The sequence below is a fragment of the Novosphingobium chloroacetimidivorans genome (assembly GCF_014204535.1).
GTDB lineage: Bacteria > Pseudomonadota > Alphaproteobacteria > Sphingomonadales > Sphingomonadaceae > Novosphingobium > Novosphingobium chloroacetimidivorans.
The window spans coordinates 308,194-324,359 of sequence record NZ_JACHLR010000001.1; the positions used below are offsets into that span (position 1 = coordinate 308,194).

The window sequence follows — 16,166 nt, forward strand, 5'->3', positions numbered from 1 at the left end:
AACGGCAATCAATGCGGTGGTCAACCATCCATCGGTGCGCCCGTTTGCCGGTCTTCCCGACGCTGGTGATCTCGACTTCGCGCCGCTGATCTCCTGTCCCGAGCACGTCGCGCTCATCGGAGAACATGGCGGGTTCCTGCTCATCTGGAGCGCCCCGGGCGTCCGCGAGATCCATGTCTTCCTGCTTCCGGAAGGGCGCGGCAAGTGGGGGTTTGCGGCACAGGCAGAGGTGATCGCCTACGCGCAGGAACATGGCGTTCGGCAGCTATGGGCGCGTATTTCGCCGCAACTGCGCCACCTGGCCCTGTTCGCCCGACGTGGCGGAATGAAGCCGACAGGTGAGGTGATCGAAGCCTTCGGCGTGCCGTACCGCATCTATGCCATGGAGGTTCCGTCATGCCGCCAGCAGTAGCCGTGGCAGGCATTACCGCTGCCGCTTCGATCGGTGGCTCGGTGATGGCCGGAAGCGCACAGAAGAGTGCTGCGAAGAAAGCCGCTGCCGCGCAGACCGCGGCTGATCAGGCGGCGATCGCGCAACAGCAACAGCAATACCAGCAGACGCGCACAGACCTGGCGCCTTGGATGCAGGCGGGTCAGTCTGCTCTTGGTGGCCAAGGCGACCTGCTCGGCCTGAACGGGGCCGGCCCACAGCAATCGTCCATCGATGCGCTCAAGGCGTCGCCGCTGTATGCCAGCTTGTTCGGGAACGGCCAGGAAGCCTTGCTCGCCAATGCGTCCGCGACCGGCGGCCTGCGAGGCGGCAATTTGCAGGGCGCGTCCATGAACTTCGGACGCGATACCTTGTCGGCGGTCATCCAGAACCAGCTCGCCAACCTTGGCGGTGTGTCGCAGCAGGGCCAGAATGCGGCGGCCCAGGTCGGCAACTTCGGCGCCAACGCAGCTAACAACATCTCAGGCGCGCTACAGAGCACAGGTCAGGCGCAGGCAGGCGCTGCTCTTGCCACTGGCGCCGCGAATGCCGGCATGATCACGGGCGCGGCGTCGGCAATCGGCTCATTGGCGGGGAATACGAACGTTCAGCAGTGGGCGGGGAAGCTGTTCTGATGCCGCAGCCTTTCGACTACCTCGGGTTGATGGGTGGCGTGCCGAACGTCCCGGCTGCAGTGCAGAACGCTGTGCTTGGCGAGCAGCAGCGCCAACAGAACGCGAACTTGCTGGATCAGCAGGCCTTCCAGCTTGAGCAGGCTCAGAAGCAGGCCGCTTTGGCCGAACAGCGCCGCCAAGCCATGGGCCAGGACTTCGGCACCCTGATGGCGCAGCCCAATGCGGCCAGCGTCGGCCGTTTCATGATGACCTATCCGGAGGCTGCGGAAGGGCTGAAGAAGGGATGGGACACGCTCTCAGGAGCGCAGCGCGATGCCGGGGTAAAGACCAGCGCAGACGTGCATGGCTATCTTACTGCCGGCAATCCTCAAGGCGCGATCGACATCCTGCAGCGCCACATGGACGCCTCCAAGCAGACTGGCGAGGACGTGTCGGCCTATCCGCAGATCATCGAGATGATTCGCCAGGACCCGCAGCACGCCTTGGCATGGTCTGCGATCAACCTGGCGTCCGCGATGGGGGCAGAGAAGTTCGCCGACAACTACGGCAAGCTGGGCGAAGAGCGACGCGCCGAGGAAGTGCAGCCCTACAAGGTGCAACAGGAAGCGGCAGAGGCGTCGATCAAGGGCACAGAGGCGCAGTACAAGCCGGCCACCATCCAGAGTGACCTTGAGACGCAGGCGGCCTCACGAGAGCGTTGGGCGGCGCAGACGGCGAACGAAGTCGCGACGCTCGCTCTCAACCGCGACAAGCTCGAACTCGACCGCGACACACTCGCATCAAACATCCAGATCAAGATGGAGGAGCTGGACCGCAGTGGCACGCAGCTGGATGCAGGCGGGCGCCAGGCGGTCAACGCAGCAGTAGGTGAGTCCGTATCCGCGTCTGCGCTGGCTGACCGCATGAATGATCTGGCTGATCGCATGAAGGCGACGAACATGTCGTCGGGGTGGGTTGCCAGCTTCCGCGAAGGCGCGAAGGGTGCGTTCGGTAGCCAGGACCCTGTGTCTGGTCTGCGCGGTGAGTACGCGACGCTGGTCAATGCTCAGGCGGTCAAGAACCTGCCGCCGGGTCCAGCGTCCGACAAGGACATCCAGCTGGCCAAGCAGGGCTTCCCGCCCTCCAACGCCAGCCCTGAGTACCTGCAATCGTTCCTGCGCGGCATGGCCAAGATGCAGCAGGCCGTGGCCGCTGGTGCGGATCGCCGAGCGAACTGGCTCTCGGTGAACGGCAGTCTCGCACCCGCGCGTCGCGACATCGATGTGGGCGGCGTCATGGTACCGGCGGGCACAACCTATGCCGAGTTCAACGGCAATGCCGTGAAGCGCAGCAAGCAGGGCCAAGTGCCTGCTGGCTTGCAAGGCATTTTGAAGAAGTACGGCGCTCGATGAGCCTGGACCCGGCCATCGTCCGCTTCTTCGAGAAGAAGGGTTACACGCGCGAACAGGCGAAGGGTATCGCTGCGGGCATCTATGCCGAGACGGCCAACAACCACACGGCGTTCAACAGCGCCGGCGGCGGCCAAGGTGCGTTCGGCCTCGGCCAGTGGCGCGGGCCGCGGCTGCGGGCTTTGCGAGAGCAATACGGCAAGAACCCGAGCAAGACCCAGCAGCTAGAGTTCCTGCACACCGAGCTGCAAGGCGGGGATCCCGGCGGCCCTCTGGTCACAGCGCAGAAGAACGCTCGATCGACCTTCGAGGCGTACATCCACAAGTTCATGCGTCCTGGCAGTGGGGCGGCAGGCGACCTCCAGCGCGGCTACAAGGCGCTTGGTGTGAAAGGAGGTGATCGAGCATCTGCCGGTGGCGGGTCAACCTTTGACCAGGTGCAGGCCCGCCGTCGCGCCCAACAGGGGCTGTCGATGCAGTCGGTCTTTCAGGCCTACCGCAACACTGGGAAGGCTGGCGGCATGACACCCCAGGACGCTGCTCAGTTCGAGCGTGCGGTGCTGGATGGCCATGTGATGCTGCCGCGTGGGACTGCGTTGCGAGTAAAGCCGGCGGCGCCGGTGCTGCCCAAGTCGGTGGTCGAAGCCTACAATTCCCACCGCATGGACGATGACCCGGAGGCGCGTGCCGAGATCGATCGTGCCGTCGCGGCGGGCGAAGTCTCGTTGCCGCGGGGATTGCAGCTGAAGGCGCCCGCGCCGCGTGGTGCTGGCGAACTGCTCGGCATGGGCACTCGCAGCCTCTTGGAAGGCGCTGGTGGCTTGCTGGATATTGTCGGCGCGCCGGTCAACACGACGATCAACGCGGTCGCGGGCACCAAGCTTTCAACGACGCCCTTCAAGGATTTGGGCGCTGGTGCCGCAGATCGCCTCGGTTTTGCCAAGCCGGAAAGCGCGAGCGAGCTTACCGATGCAGCCATTCAGCAGGGCGGCACGCAAGGCCTTCTGACCGCCGGTGCAGGCTTCGCCGCTGCTGGCGCAAAGGGTGCTGCCGGGGCCGCAGGGCGCATGCTCTCGGGAAGTCCCGTTCTGGACACAGTTTCTGGTGCCGTCGCAGGCGGCGCGCAGGAGACAGCTCGGCAGGCCGGTGCGGGACCTGTCGGGCAGATCGCGGCGGGGTTGCTCGGGGGCGCTGCTCCTGTCGGCCTCGCCGCGGCTGCTTCGCGTATTCGTCCCCGTGGATTGCCCGACGCGGTCGCCGAGACGCCCCGTGCCGCCGTGATCGACGAAGCGGGCGACCTGACGCCCGATGGTGTGGAGCTTGCCGCGCGGCATGATGTGTCGCCCGAGCAGCTTCGACAGGCCTACGACACGCCGCCAGAGGTTCAGCGCGGCACCGCCAACGACGATGCGATAGCGCCCACGGCTCGGGAAGCGACGACCGATCAGCCGGTGGCCGATGAGCCTCCGGCGCCTCAGCAGCCGCGCGATGCCGACATGCCGCCTCAGCCCAATCCGCCAGGCACACCCGACCAGCAGGACTTCAGCCCGCTGCCTACCACCGCGCTTGCCCGCGTGACGGACGCGGCCGAGTTCGGTGTGGACATGACGCGCGGGCAAGCCACCAAGTCGTTCGACATCCAGGACGCCGAGACGCAGCTGCGCAATCGCAACGGCCCTGAAGGCGAGGCGATGCGCCAGTTCGTCGCCAAGCAGGCCGATCAGGTCAAGGTGGCGTCCACACAGTTCCGTGAGGCATTCGGCGACACCGACCTATCGCCTGAAAGCCGCGGCGCAATCGTCCAGGAAGCTGTGCGGGATCTCCGCGACGCGGGCCAAGCGGGCGTGTCCGCTCTATACCGCCAGGCTCGTGAGCTTGGCGAACCGCTTGATCTCGATACCTCTGGCGTGAAAGCGGCTTACGATCGCGTCATGGTCGAGGCGAACGTGCCCGACGCTGCCAAGGCGGAGATCACGCAGGAGGCCGCGCGCTACGGGCTCATCGGCAAGGTCGAAGGAACGAACGAAGCGGGCATCACGACGGTGAAGCTCGACGATGGCACAAACGTGCGGTTCTACGGTCAGCCCGAGCCGTTGCGCCTCGACAACGCCGAGCAGTTCCGCAAGGTCGTGTCGGACCTCTACCAGAGCGACGGCAAGCGCAAGCTGACGCAGACGCTCAAGCGCGCGATCGACGATGCGGTCGAGGAAGCGGCTGTGAAGGTGGCGGACGGCACCGGCGGCAACATGTCCGAGGCGATGGCCACGGCCCGCAAGGCTCACGTCCAGCAGAAGCAGACGTTCGAGGGCGGCGATATCGTTCAGAAGATCGCTGACTGGAAGAAGGGTCAGGATGACGTGACGGGTGCGCTCAGCCCCGAACAGGTCATGGGACAAGCCCTTGCCAAGACCTCCGACCTGCGCCGCGTCAAGGCGGTGCTGCTGAGTAAGCCAACCGAGAAGAGCCGAGCGGCGTGGCGAGCGATCCAGGCTCACGGGCTCGCAACCGTTTTCGAGAAGGCTACCCAGCGCAATGCGAACATCGGCGGCGAGATCACCGACGCGATCTCAGGTGCCAAGCTGCGCACCAGCATCGAAGGCTTCGGCGTCGATAAGCTCAAGGTCTTGCTCGATGGCGACGAGTTCAACCAGCTCATGAAGCTGCGCCGAGTGATCGAGGACGTGACGATCCCGATCAGTGGCACGGTGAACCACTCCAACAGCGGTAACCTCATCATGCGGCTGATGAGCGACGTGGACAACCGGGTGACCGCGGCGTTCGGCGCTGCGGGGGCAGTTGTGGGCGGCCCCGCCGGAGCCGCGGTTGGCGGCACGATCGGTCGCACGATCTCGCCCGCGATCAAGGCCGTGAAGGAAACCAAGGCAGCGGCCGAAACGCTCAAGGGCGCCACTCAGTACACGCCGGATGCCGCAGCAGTGGAGGCCGGGCCGAAGCCGTCCACGGCGTCGCGTGCTGCCAGCAAGGCGCATGAGGCCGGCGCCAGGACAATCCAGGGATTCATCGAGACCTACAGCAGCCCGCGCATCATTGCGCCGCTGCTGGTGAGCACCAACGGGGTGGAAGAATGATCGTCTATCAGCAGAGCTATTTCGGCGACCTTGGCGGCGACGCCCTGGACAATGGCAAGCTGTTCATCGGCGTGGCGAACCAGGATCCCGAGACGCACCCGCTGCCGTGCTACTTCGACGCCGGACTGACCATCCCGGCGGCACAACCGCTTGCGATCAGCGGCGGCTACGTCATCAACAATGGGGCTCGCGCCACCGTCTACACCGCCGCACGCATCTACAGCCTCCGCGTGCGCGACAAGAACGACGTGCAGATCGACTATGTGGCGGCCAACGACAACGCGGACCCGCTCACGGATCTTGCAGGCCCGACCGGCGCAGCGCTGATCGGGTTCGGTACGCGCACCGTCAACGACCGCCTGCGGGACTGGCCGAGCGTGTTGGACTGGGGTGCCAAGGGCGACAACGCGACCGATAACACGTCCGCTTTCCAACAGGCGTTTGCGGAGGCCGAAGGGCGGCTGATGGTGCCGATTGGCGACTATCTCGTGCAGCCAGGGTTGAACTTCCCGCCCGGCTTTCACCTCATGGGGCAGTCGCGGGGTGGGGCTACGGGCCCTGGTTCGGTCGGAAACTATCCGGCGTCGCGCATTATCTTTGGCGGCAATGGGGCCGCCGGTCTGAAGCAGGCCAATACCGGCCAAGGACTGTTCCACGGCTCCATGACTGGGCTTATCTTCGATACAGAGCCGAATGCCGAAATCGACTGGATCATGGACTTCCATGGGTTGTTGAACTTCGACCTGGCGGACCTTGGTATGGAAAACCGCTGGATGGGTGGTGGCTGCTTCCGCACCCGCAAGATTGGCGATGAGCCTACGTGGCTCAATTCGTTTCAGCGTGTGCAAACCCGAAGTCCCGATAATGGCACAGCGTACAACTTTGACATCGACTGCACGGATAGCGGAAGCGTTCTAAGCTCCTACACCGGCGGGCGTGGGGCCATCTACCGCGGGCACGGCAACTTCCACTCGTTCGGCGACATGTGGCAGCGCGGCGGTGATGCTTCGCTGATCCTGTCCAAGGAAACCCTGTTCCAGGGCCTTATCAATCTCACTGGCAGCTCGTTCGACGCAAGCTTCGGCCCAGGCATCCTGATCGACCTGAGCGTGTCGCCTGGTGGGCTGACCTATTTCCCGGTGATCGTTGGCAACAGCTTCCGCAACCCTGGCGAGCAGTACGACATCGTGGTTCAGCCGCACGCTACCGATGTGATCCAGGGCGGGATCATCGTCGGCAACGCCTTCTCAGTGGGATCAAGCAAGCCGTGGCTGATCGACACAACGAAGTTCACAGTCGAGTTCGGCCTGAACTCCTTCATGGGCGCCGCCAATCAGCGGGACTATCGCGTGATGGGAACCGGCACCATGAACATCGCGCCTCGCTTGGTTGCGGATCTGCCCACAGCCGAAGGAACGATTGCCTACGTCATCAATGCGACAAGTTCGACACCGAACGATCTGGTGGTGGCTGGCGGTAGCAACCACGTGTTCGTGAAGAACTGCGGCGGCGTCTGGAAGGTGATGTGACCTTATGCGCCCGGGGCATCTGTCCAGCACGGCTTGCCGAAGGCGAGCACGTCGTGGTTGTTGCTCCAGCCCTTCTCGGCGAAGTGGAAGACGCGAACGCCGGGGATTTTCTGGACCATCTGCATGAGGTGGTCCGGCCTGACTGCCGAGATACCGTAGCTGCCTGCCACGAAGTCGTGACCCCGCCCCGGCGCGTAATCGACGTAGCCATAGCCCCAGCGGTTGAATCCGCGCTCGACGGCACTCCATCGCTCTGCATCGGTGTACGGCATCAAGGTCTGCATGCGCTCAGCCCAGCGGCCATGGAAGGTGGCAACGATGATGCCGGTGGGGGTCAGTTGCTTGGCCAGATGCTCAAGGTAGCGCTGTGTGGTCGCCTCGGGCAGATGGGTGAACAAGCTGCCGATCCAGATCAGGTCGTATTGCGCAGGAAAGGAAGTCTCGGTCAGATCCAAGTGGGCAGTGATGATACCAGCGCCGAACTGATCAGCGCAGAACGCTACCCCTTCAGCGTCCAGATCGCACACGTCGAATTTAGCAGCAGGAAACAGCTTGACCAAGTGGCGCAGGACGCGCCCATGTCCGCACGGAATGTCGAGCACGCGCCCGATCCGCTCCAAACGGCTCGCCATAATTGCGGTGATGATCGCCTCGACGGCGCTTGCGCCAACATCCAAGTAATTATCCCCCAGCATCGTTTCGCCTGGAGATATGGTGCCGTCGATGCTGGCCATTCTATAATCGAAGATCATTTGGCCGATAAAGCTAAGGCGGTGCGCAGGCGCACTTATCAGTGTTGCGGCGGGCTGTAGGGCGAGCATGCCTGAACAATCTCCTAAGTTGGCCGGAACAGCAAGAGTAAGTAGCATGAGCCGCTTTGAGGCTTTGTTGGCTTGTCGGCCGCAGATGAGTGAGAGGCAATGGCAAGGGCATCTCGCTGACGATCTGGTCTTCGCAGCGTATGTCCGCCAACGCTTGACGCATCAGCCCCGACAAGGTATCTGAATACCGCTCGCAATATCGGCTCCACCGGCCGCAACAGGTGAGAGCGAGCGTCTGACCCCGAGTGCGCCTCGGAGAAAATCGGTCCAACCCATTTTCTCATGAGGTGCCCCTGTGGCTTCGAGCTTCACCAAAGAAGAACTGACCGTCTTTGACGAGATGGTCCCTGAGTTCGACGATCTGCTTTCCTACGGCGCGCTGGCTCGCAAGTATGAGCCACTGAGCCCCGAGCAGATGGTCCACACCCGCGATCGTTTCTGGGTCGAAGGCCCGATGATCGGTTCCAGCTACGACGGCTTCGACCAGACCAGCAATTTTGACGGCCTGACCGAGATGTCGGTCCCGGTCTCGGTTGGCTTCCACAAGTCGAGCCCGAAGACCCTTTCGGCGAAGAACCTGCGCAACCTGTCGGCGATGCGCAACTACGCCGACGCCGCCAAGCTCAAGCTCGCCTCGGACGTGAACAGCGCCCTCCGCCAGCGCGTCGCTCTGGAAGGCTCGCAGTTCGTAAAGCGCACCGTTGCGGCCACCGGCTTCGACGACCTCGCGCTCGCCATGGCCGTGATGACCGAGCAGGGCATCCCCTCGGCCAACCGCGTCGCCATGGTCGGCGTGCGCTCGGGCATTGGCATGGTCTCGAACCTGGCCGGCCGCTCGGAAGCAACCTCGCGCTCGGCAGACGCCTACCGCACCGGCCTGGTCGCACCCGGTATCGCCAACTTCGACATGTACTCGGACGACGCCCCGATCCGTCTCACCGCGGCGACCGGCGGCGCCACCACCGTGAACGGCGCGAACCAGTACTTCGAGCCGAGCGCAGTCTACACCGAGGCCGATGGCGAACAGGTCAACCTCGACAACCGCCGTCAGAACCTGACCGTGACCGCTGGCACCTATGCCAACATCAAGGTCGGCGATGCCTTCACGATTGCAGGCGTCAATTCGGTGCACATGATCAACAAGCAGGACACCGGCCAGCTGCAGACGTTCCGCGTCGTCGGCAAGCCGTCTGCTGGCGTGATCCAGATCAGCCCGGCGATCATCTCCAACGGCGGCAACACCATTGCCGGCAAGGAGTACCAGAACGTCACCGCCACCCCGGCGAACGGCGCGGCCCTGACCTGGCTGAACACCACCACGAACGAGATCAACCCGTTCTTCGTGCGCGACAGCCTGCTGCTGATCCCTGGCAGCTTCACGGTCGATCCGGACGATGGCTGGCAGGTCATGCGCGCCGTCACTCCCAAGTACGGCATCGCGATCACCTACACTCGCCAGGGCGACATCAACACCCTGAACGTCAAGGCTCGCTGGGACATCGATTTCGGCACCTCGCTGCTGAATCCGCAGTTCGCCGGCGGCATCATGTTCAGCCAGGCTTGATCAGCCCAACCGGAGTGAAGTGACATGACCACGAAGAACGACAAGCCCGCGGCCGAACTGGTTTCGGAGCAGAAGCCCAAGGTGAAGGTTGAGGCCGCCAAGGAAGTCGCGAAGGAGATCGTCAAGGACGAGATCGCGCTTTCGACCGGTACCGAAAGCGACGCCGAGCCCAAGCGCCAGTTCCATGGCTGGGAGGAAACGAACCTCTACGCCGACCTGCTGGATCTGGGGCTGGAGCAGTTCAAGGAGGCGATCGATCCCAAGTCGGAGCGCGCCGTTCCGGAAGAGAAGGTCTACGGCCTGCTCGCCCTGGAGCGCAATGGCCGCAACCGGACTGAGTTCGTCCGGCTGATGGCCAAGCAGCTCAAGCTCAAGCCCGAGGAGTTCCCCGGCGGCGGCCCGAGCTACACGAACGACATCACCAATCTGACCGAGCTCTGATCGGCAAGGGGCGGCTCTCGGGTCGCCCCACTCTTATTCAGGAGGTTAGGGTGCGCTCCAGCATCGGCGATTCCGCCAGCGATCCGCTATTCGTTAAAGCCGTGTCCGGCTCAGGCACGTCGGCCTCTACGCAAGGTACGTCTACCAATCCGATGATCGAGCGCGCGATTGGTTCGGACGCCTTGGTAACGGGCCAGAACCCGTCATCCGCGAACAGCGGCGCGGCACTGCAAGTAGTGCCTGCGCGCGCTGGGCGCCGGTCGGTAACCATCACGAACATCACGGGCACGCAGGTCCTGTATGTGGGCAACGCGGGTGTGACGGCGGCAAATGGCTTTCCACTGGCTGCAGTGGCTGGTGCGTCAGTCTCCCTTCCCTTCACAGGCCCCGTCTTTGCGCTGTCCGCCGGCGCCGCGCAGACGATCGGCTTTGCGGAGACGTTCTGACGATGGATGTCTCGTACCCTCCGGTAACGGCCGCAAGCCTAAGCATCCCGCAGCCAGCGAATATGGCGCCGATGGCTGAGAAGACTGGCGCCGCAGTCGGAACAGCAACCTCGCGCTACGCTCTGGAAGACCATCAGCACCCGCGTCTAACCAGCACCACCGTCACCACGATCGCGAGCGGCAATACGGTTGCGGTCGAATTTACGCGCCCGTTCCTCAACGAGCCCGGTATTGTTTACGAGGAGCTGCCGCCCACGGCCAGCACCACCACGCCTGCCGCTGGCGATACAGCGGCATCGGCTCAACCTACGCAGTCCAAGGTCATCGCGTGGACCAAAGGGCCTACCACGCTGCTGCCGAATGCTTTGGCTACTGACTTCACCGGCTGCACCCTCCGTGTGTGGAAGGCTCAAACCGTTCCCCAAAACTTAGTGACGCTCCTGCTCGGCAGCGTCTTCAACCTCTTCGCTGCGTCCGTAGTCGGCACGCGCTTCTCTATCATCGCAGTCGCCAGGAGTGACGTATGACCGTTCGCCTACTCAAGCCGCACAACGGGCAGAACGCCGGTACGCTCTACTTCGGCGCGGATGAAAGCGCGCTGCGGGCGGTCGGGATCGCCGACGACTACATTGAATCGGCAGCCAACTACGTGCCGTCTGGTGCGCAGGCGTTCCGAGCGCTGGCGGCCACGTTCAGCACCAGCGCGCCCGCCGGCTCCTTCGTCACTGCGTTGAGCAACCCGTTCGCAGGACAAGGTCGCGGCTTCACGACTTACGCCACGCAGGGCGTCGTGCCCGCTCAGCTTGCATTGTCGGCTAGTGGGCGGTCGCTGGTCATTGGCGCCAATGCAGGCGTAAATGGCACCATCTATCCGATTACCTTGGTCGCCACGTCTGGCGATGGCCTGCTGACTTCGCAGCCGGTCACGCTGAATCTCAAGGCTGTGGATCGGCTGACTGTGCCTCAGCCTGGCGTTCCCGGCGTAACCCCCACCCCAAGCCCAACGCCTACGCCTGGAGACACCACCGCCCCAACGCTCTCCAACGCCACCGGCACGCAGACGGGCCAGACCACGGCTACGGTCGGCGTTACCACGAACGAGGGCAACGGTAGCCTCTACTGGTACTTGTCCACGTCCAACACGCCGCCAACGGTCGCAAACCTCAAGAACGGGTCTGGCTCGGTGCTCAGCGGCATTCAGTCGGTCTCGGCCACTGGCGCGCAGACCGTCAACATCACCGGCCTAACCGCCGCCACTCAGTATTACACGCACTGGCTGCATAGGGACGCGGCGCTGAACGATAGTGCGATTCTGACGGGGCCGGGGTTTGTGACGGCGGCGGCCTCAGGCTCTGCGATGCGCACCATCACGGCCAACATGATCGGGCAAGCGGCTGACAGCGGCGATAGCGTGACTGGTGAGGCTCACGCGTTCCGCTGGGGGTATCCTATCGGGTCCGGCGATGTCAGTGAGACCAACATCAACCTTCATGGCTGGTACTCGAACAACGGCGCTCAGACGAACGTACCTGAGCTGACCATCCCGATCCTGTACGCGATCTATAACGGCGTTGCCGTGCGATGCACGCAGAACGGCAGCAACACCATCGTGGTGCCTTCCGGGGCCAACTTCCTCTATATCGACAAGCTGCTGCCTTCGCAGTTTGGCGCGACAAAGTTCACGCTCGAAACTCTCATCCTCCTGAAGGGCTGGGTCAAGTCGCCTGATGGGACCGCGAACGGTACGCGAGTGCCTACGTCGCAGACCGTTCAGGTGGCGAACGACACCACCAACAATGAGGCGTTCTGGTTCAACCCAACCAGTCCACTAGGCCTCCCGACAAACTTCGACAGCGCGGGCGTGTTCACATTCACGAAGTACACCCCTGTCAGTCTAACCTCATCGGGTACTGTGGCTACGGTCCAGGTGAACGGTACTGATCCGCTTCCGGTAGTCGGCCAGCTTGTCACAATCTCGGGCGCTTCGCCCAATGCCTACAACCTCACGAAGCGGGTTACGGCGGTAGACGGGACAGCTCGGACATTCACCTATGCGCTGAACGCGGCGACGACCTCTCCGGCCACGACCGCAGGGACCTACGAGAACGGCAAGTTTGCCCGCGCCTCTGGCTATCGTCCGAACATCTTCGGCAAGTTCGTCAGCGGCGATCCCGAGACGTGGATCATCGGCGGCGATAGCATCGACCAGGGCATCAACGGCAGCACTTCCACTGCTGGGCCTTGGGGTATCGGCCGCAACGCCATGTCCCTGCGTGATGCCAGCGGGAATACCGGCTACAAGGCCTATATGTCACTTGCCGTTGGCGGCAGTAGCGTGGAGCAATTCACCGGCTCCAATACGCTGACGCACCCCTACATGGCGCTCGGCAGGTACGCGATGGGCGCGCATCTCACAAACAGCTTCGGCATCCCTGGTACGGGAAGGACTGGGGCAGCCATGCTTTCGGAGATGCAGCCGTGGTGGGCCAAGCTCAAGGAGATGGGCGTGGAGAAGATCCTGGCTCTTGGCGCTCAGACCCGGGGCACATCGCCTAACAACTGGACTACGGAACCGGAGCAGACAATCAACCCAGGCTGGCAGGCGGGCGGCAATGTCGAGCAATACTATGCCCTGCTGCCAGCAGAGATCAGTGCTGGACGGATTACCGCGTTCCTCAACTTCCAATCATGGCGCGGCACCGATCCGAACAAGTGGAAAGTCACAGGGGCGAACAACTACGCCACCTCTGATAGCACGCACCCGAGCAACGCCATCCACGTTCTTGAAGCCGCCGAGATCCGCACGGCTAAGGCGGCGATGGGTATATGATCGAGGTTATGGAGTACGTCTTATGATTGCACTTACTTTGATCATTAGCGCATTCAAGATTGTATTGCTGCTGTTGGCTGGTGGACTGGCGCTTGGCGTAGCGTCAATCTTCTTAGTGATCCTGCCTGCAATTATTATTGAGCACGTTCTGCATCGGCTCGGCGGACTTGCTCGCAAACTGAAAAGCCGGGTCAGAACATCACTCGCCAAGGTCCGCGCAGGGAACCTCGCGGCGTGACTGCCGGGTTAGATCCTACTGACGCCCTCTGGGATGCCATGATCAAAGTCATGGAGGACTGGCCTCGAGGTTTCGATCCGGAGACGGATAAGAAGCCGCAGACCATGGAGGAGTGGGCGTCGTTCCGGGGCGACTGGGTCGCGCGAGCCGCTGTTCTCGCAATTCGTAGAGCCGGCCTTCTCACTTAAGCGAAATTACACCCGCCCACGTTGGGCAAACCACGGAGAAGTACCATGAAGAAGCGAGGCCGCACGGAAACACGCGACTTCGCTATCACGTACTACGAAGGCGATGAGTTGCGCGGCCTCCTGCATTGGGAGGACAGGCCGCGCCTCTCCATCGACTTTCTCCTGGTCCAAGCCCCTGCCGGTCTCGCGCCTATGCTGACTGCGTTCCGGCGCAAGTACCCAGATACGCTCGTCCACTTCGAGGTAGCCGAAGATAACGAGCGGATGCGCCGCTTTGTCTCACTGACAGGCGCGCAGAAAACCCCTGATGGCTACCAACTCAATACCGGGCCGCGTGCCCTAGGAGAACCAACATGAAGCCAGGTGTAGCAGCGAAGATCAAGACCCTCAGCACTGCAGGCCACGATGCCTACATCAAGGATTGCGAGGCAGAGAGCCCGACCGGTGCGGGCGGCTATCCCAAGACCCAGGCCAAGCTGATGGCCGGCCACTACGATCGTCTGTGACCATCCCCGCGCGCCACCGGGCAATGTGGCGCACCTATTCACGAGACGGGTTGCGGCGAGAGATAACGGCATGATCGAGGACGCACTGAGGGTATTCGCACTGGTGGTCTGGTCGGCGGTGTTCGTGGCCTTCTGCCCCGGTGCGGCTCGTGCGCTGAAAGGCGGCGCACATAGCAATATCGATCTGCTCTGCCTGCCGACATGCTTTTCGGCGTTCAACCGGCTGCTGTTCGCCGCCACCGCGCTTCTCGCACCGTCTCTAGTGCCTCTGGCTCAAGTCACCGGCGTGGCCTCAGGAATCTGGCTCGCCATCGTAGGGTATAAGGTGGTGAGGCATGGCGACTGAACCTGTGGTCCCGGTTGCAATTCAGGGGTGGACGACCTCGACTTACCTGCTGGTCGTGCTCAACGGCCTGTTCGCTGGCGGCTTACTGGCAGCGATCGTCAAGGTGTGGCCGCGTCTGAAAGAGATTGCCGCCAATGCTCGCCGGGACGATCTCGACGACCTGCGAGAGCGGATTGTCGTGCTGGAGGGCAAGGTGACCACCGCTGACGCTGCGGCGCACCGGGCTGAACTGAAGCTCGTCTACGCGGTCAACGCGATCCAGCTGCTGGCCGGCGACATCCGCGCCAAGGATCCGAACAACCCGATCCTCAAGCAGGCAAACGACATGCTGAAGCTCGCCACCACGGGCGACCTGGGCATCTGGGAATATGAGCTTGCCGCCGTCTCTAAGGCGAAGGCGACTATGAAGGACGAGGAATGACCCGAGCCGCCATCTTTGATGCCGTGCGTGATGCCGCCCGCCCTGGCTTGTTCAGCGATCCCGGCAACGTCCTCGCGCTTGATAATCTGCTTGACGCTTTTGGCGTGCCTGTGGATGGCAAAGCCGATACCTTCGACCGCTGCTTGGCCGTGATCCTAAAGCACGAAGGCGGCTATGTTGATCACCCAAAGGACCCTGGCGGTGCAACCAACCTTGGTGTCACCAAGGCCACGTGGGAAGGGTACGTGAGACGCGCCGTCAGCAAGGCTGACATTCGCGCGCTGACGATAGAGAAGGTCAAGCCTCTCTATCGCAAGAACTACTGGGATGCGGTGTCCGGCGATAACCTGCCTGCGGGCCTTGCCCTGTGCGTGTTCGACTTCGCGGTGAACGCCGGACCAGCTCGGGCCAACCGCTATCTTCAGGCGCTTGTGGGCAGCGCGCAGGACGGCAAGACCGGCCCTGCGACCGTCAGCGCTGCGCAGGCCTTCGTGGCCGCTCAAGGCGAGCGGACCGCAGTGCAGGCCTATCAGGCAGCGCGGCGGGGTTATTATCGCTCACTGGGCACCTTCTCGACTTTCGGGCGGGGTTGGCTGCGCAGGGTCGATGAGACCGAGGCGGAAGCGCTGGAGATGGTGCAATGAATTTTTGGGAGTTCCTGGACCGTGCGGGGGAGCGCGCCGCAAACCGTCCGCCCAAGCCCTCGCGCGACATCCGCCAGTTCATCGGGTTCGCCTTCTTAGCTGGCTACTACGTCATGGTCTGGCGCTTCGCGAGCGGCGCAGTGCCTGATGGCAACCTTGACCTGATCCGCGATGCAATGCTCACGCTTGGTCCGCCTGTCGGCCTGATCGTCGGTGCCATGTTCCGGTCCGACGCTCGCGAGGAACAGGTGGCGGTCAATACGGGCGAGGCCTTCCGGGCGGTGCGTGCGGCAGCGCAGGCGGGCACTACGGGTGATGGCGCCTTGCGCGATGGCGAGACCGTCACCTTGGAGAAGCAGCCATGATCCGCAAACTGTTGCGCGGCGTCCTGAAGCCCATCCTCGGCAAGCGCAAGGCTGCTGCCGCTGCTGCCGAGGTCGTGGATCATGTGGCGAAGAAGGTGATCGACCGGAAGACCGGTGGCGCTGCGACGAAGCTGGATGATGTGATTTAGTGGCGGGGTAATCTATACCGGCTCCCGCTTCCAAGGCCTGGAGAGGCGTGCTCAGATCAAGTCCTCGCTGTTGCGCATCGCGGCCTGCCTCCGCACCACTTTGCCGGTCGCGATCCAGCTAGGCAGGTGCCGCCTC

19 protein-coding genes are annotated in these 16,166 nt (G+C 63.2%); 18 read left to right on the top strand and 1 reads right to left on the bottom strand.

Annotated elements, in window-relative coordinates; genetic code table 11:
* The first annotated feature begins 16 nt into the window (after positions 1-16).
* The 5 genes from HNO88_RS01555 to HNO88_RS01575 are packed head-to-tail and all read left to right on the top strand — an operon-like array spanning position 17 to position 7,071.
* Complete coding sequence (locus HNO88_RS01555) at positions 17-412, top strand: GNAT family N-acetyltransferase (RefSeq protein WP_184242068.1); 396 nt, start codon at positions 17-19, stop codon at positions 410-412.
* Between the two features lie 44 nt (positions 413-456).
* Entirely contained in the window at positions 457-1,065 is a 609-nt protein-coding gene (locus tag HNO88_RS01560; RefSeq protein ID WP_184242071.1) for a hypothetical protein, read from the top strand.
* On the top strand, positions 1,065-2,456 hold the full coding sequence (locus HNO88_RS01565) for a hypothetical protein (protein ID WP_184242073.1): 1,392 nt from the start codon (positions 1,065-1,067) through the stop codon (positions 2,454-2,456). The genes HNO88_RS01560 and HNO88_RS01565 overlap by 1 nt, the downstream gene beginning before the upstream one ends.
* A complete protein-coding gene (locus tag HNO88_RS01570) occupies positions 2,453-5,542 on the top strand; it encodes a phage tail tip lysozyme (protein WP_184242075.1) in 3,090 nt (1,029 codons plus the stop codon). The genes HNO88_RS01565 and HNO88_RS01570 overlap by 4 nt, the downstream gene beginning before the upstream one ends.
* Positions 5,539-7,071, top strand: coding sequence for a glycosyl hydrolase family 28-related protein (locus HNO88_RS01575; protein WP_184242077.1), 1,533 nt, complete (start codon positions 5,539-5,541; stop codon positions 7,069-7,071). The genes HNO88_RS01570 and HNO88_RS01575 overlap by 4 nt, the downstream gene beginning before the upstream one ends.
* Positions 7,072-7,073: 2 nt before the next feature.
* Here the strand turns inward: HNO88_RS01575 and HNO88_RS01580 are convergent, their stop codons facing one another.
* Positions 7,074-7,805 carry a class I SAM-dependent methyltransferase gene (locus HNO88_RS01580; RefSeq protein ID WP_184242079.1) on the bottom strand — a complete coding sequence of 244 codons (732 nt, stop codon included), beginning with the start codon at positions 7,803-7,805 and terminating at the stop codon, positions 7,074-7,076.
* A 382-nt stretch (positions 7,806-8,187) separates the two neighbouring features.
* Between HNO88_RS01580 and HNO88_RS01585 the strand changes: the two genes are divergently transcribed.
* The 13 genes from HNO88_RS01585 (at position 8,188) to HNO88_RS01645 (ending at position 16,030) form a co-directional block, all read left to right on the top strand.
* Complete coding sequence (locus HNO88_RS01585) at positions 8,188-9,456, top strand: P22 phage major capsid protein family protein (RefSeq protein ID WP_184242081.1); 1,269 nt, start codon at positions 8,188-8,190, stop codon at positions 9,454-9,456.
* Between the two features lie 24 nt (positions 9,457-9,480).
* Complete coding sequence (locus HNO88_RS01590; protein ID WP_184242083.1) at positions 9,481-9,897, top strand: hypothetical protein; 417 nt, start codon at positions 9,481-9,483, stop codon at positions 9,895-9,897.
* 50 nt (positions 9,898-9,947) lie between these two features.
* Positions 9,948-10,343, top strand: a complete 396-nt coding sequence (locus HNO88_RS01595; RefSeq protein ID WP_184242085.1) for a hypothetical protein — start codon at positions 9,948-9,950, stop codon at positions 10,341-10,343.
* 71 nt (positions 10,344-10,414) lie between these two features.
* A complete protein-coding gene (locus tag HNO88_RS01600) occupies positions 10,415-10,870 on the top strand; it encodes a hypothetical protein (RefSeq protein WP_184242087.1) in 456 nt (151 codons plus the stop codon).
* Entirely contained in the window at positions 10,867-13,173 is a 2,307-nt protein-coding gene (locus HNO88_RS01605) for a hypothetical protein (RefSeq protein ID WP_184242089.1), read from the top strand. The genes HNO88_RS01600 and HNO88_RS01605 overlap by 4 nt, the downstream gene beginning before the upstream one ends.
* Positions 13,174-13,195: 22 nt before the next feature.
* Complete coding sequence (locus tag HNO88_RS01610) at positions 13,196-13,411, top strand: hypothetical protein (RefSeq protein WP_184242091.1); 216 nt, start codon at positions 13,196-13,198, stop codon at positions 13,409-13,411.
* 233 nt (positions 13,412-13,644) lie between these two features.
* On the top strand, positions 13,645-13,956 hold the full coding sequence (locus HNO88_RS01615; protein ID WP_184242093.1) for a hypothetical protein: 312 nt from the start codon (positions 13,645-13,647) through the stop codon (positions 13,954-13,956).
* Complete coding sequence (locus HNO88_RS01620) at positions 13,953-14,105, top strand: hypothetical protein (RefSeq protein ID WP_184242095.1); 153 nt, start codon at positions 13,953-13,955, stop codon at positions 14,103-14,105. Before HNO88_RS01615 ends, HNO88_RS01620 begins: the two co-directional genes overlap by 4 nt.
* A 70-nt stretch (positions 14,106-14,175) precedes the next feature.
* Positions 14,176-14,451 (top strand): hypothetical protein, encoded by a 276-nt coding sequence (locus tag HNO88_RS01625; protein ID WP_184242097.1) that lies wholly within the window; start codon positions 14,176-14,178, stop codon positions 14,449-14,451.
* On the top strand, positions 14,441-14,872 hold the full coding sequence (locus HNO88_RS01630; protein ID WP_184242099.1) for a hypothetical protein: 432 nt from the start codon (positions 14,441-14,443) through the stop codon (positions 14,870-14,872). Before HNO88_RS01625 ends, HNO88_RS01630 begins: the two co-directional genes overlap by 11 nt.
* Positions 14,869-15,516: a glycoside hydrolase family 108 protein gene (locus HNO88_RS01635; RefSeq protein ID WP_184242101.1), complete on the top strand. Its 648-nt coding sequence runs from the start codon at positions 14,869-14,871 to the stop codon at positions 15,514-15,516. The genes HNO88_RS01630 and HNO88_RS01635 overlap by 4 nt, the downstream gene beginning before the upstream one ends.
* A complete protein-coding gene (locus tag HNO88_RS01640) occupies positions 15,513-15,881 on the top strand; it encodes a hypothetical protein (RefSeq protein WP_184242104.1) in 369 nt (122 codons plus the stop codon). Before HNO88_RS01635 ends, HNO88_RS01640 begins: the two co-directional genes overlap by 4 nt.
* Positions 15,878-16,030: a hypothetical protein gene (locus HNO88_RS01645; protein WP_184242106.1), complete on the top strand. Its 153-nt coding sequence runs from the start codon at positions 15,878-15,880 to the stop codon at positions 16,028-16,030. The genes HNO88_RS01640 and HNO88_RS01645 overlap by 4 nt, the downstream gene beginning before the upstream one ends.
* The last annotated feature ends 136 nt before the right edge of the window (positions 16,031-16,166 follow it).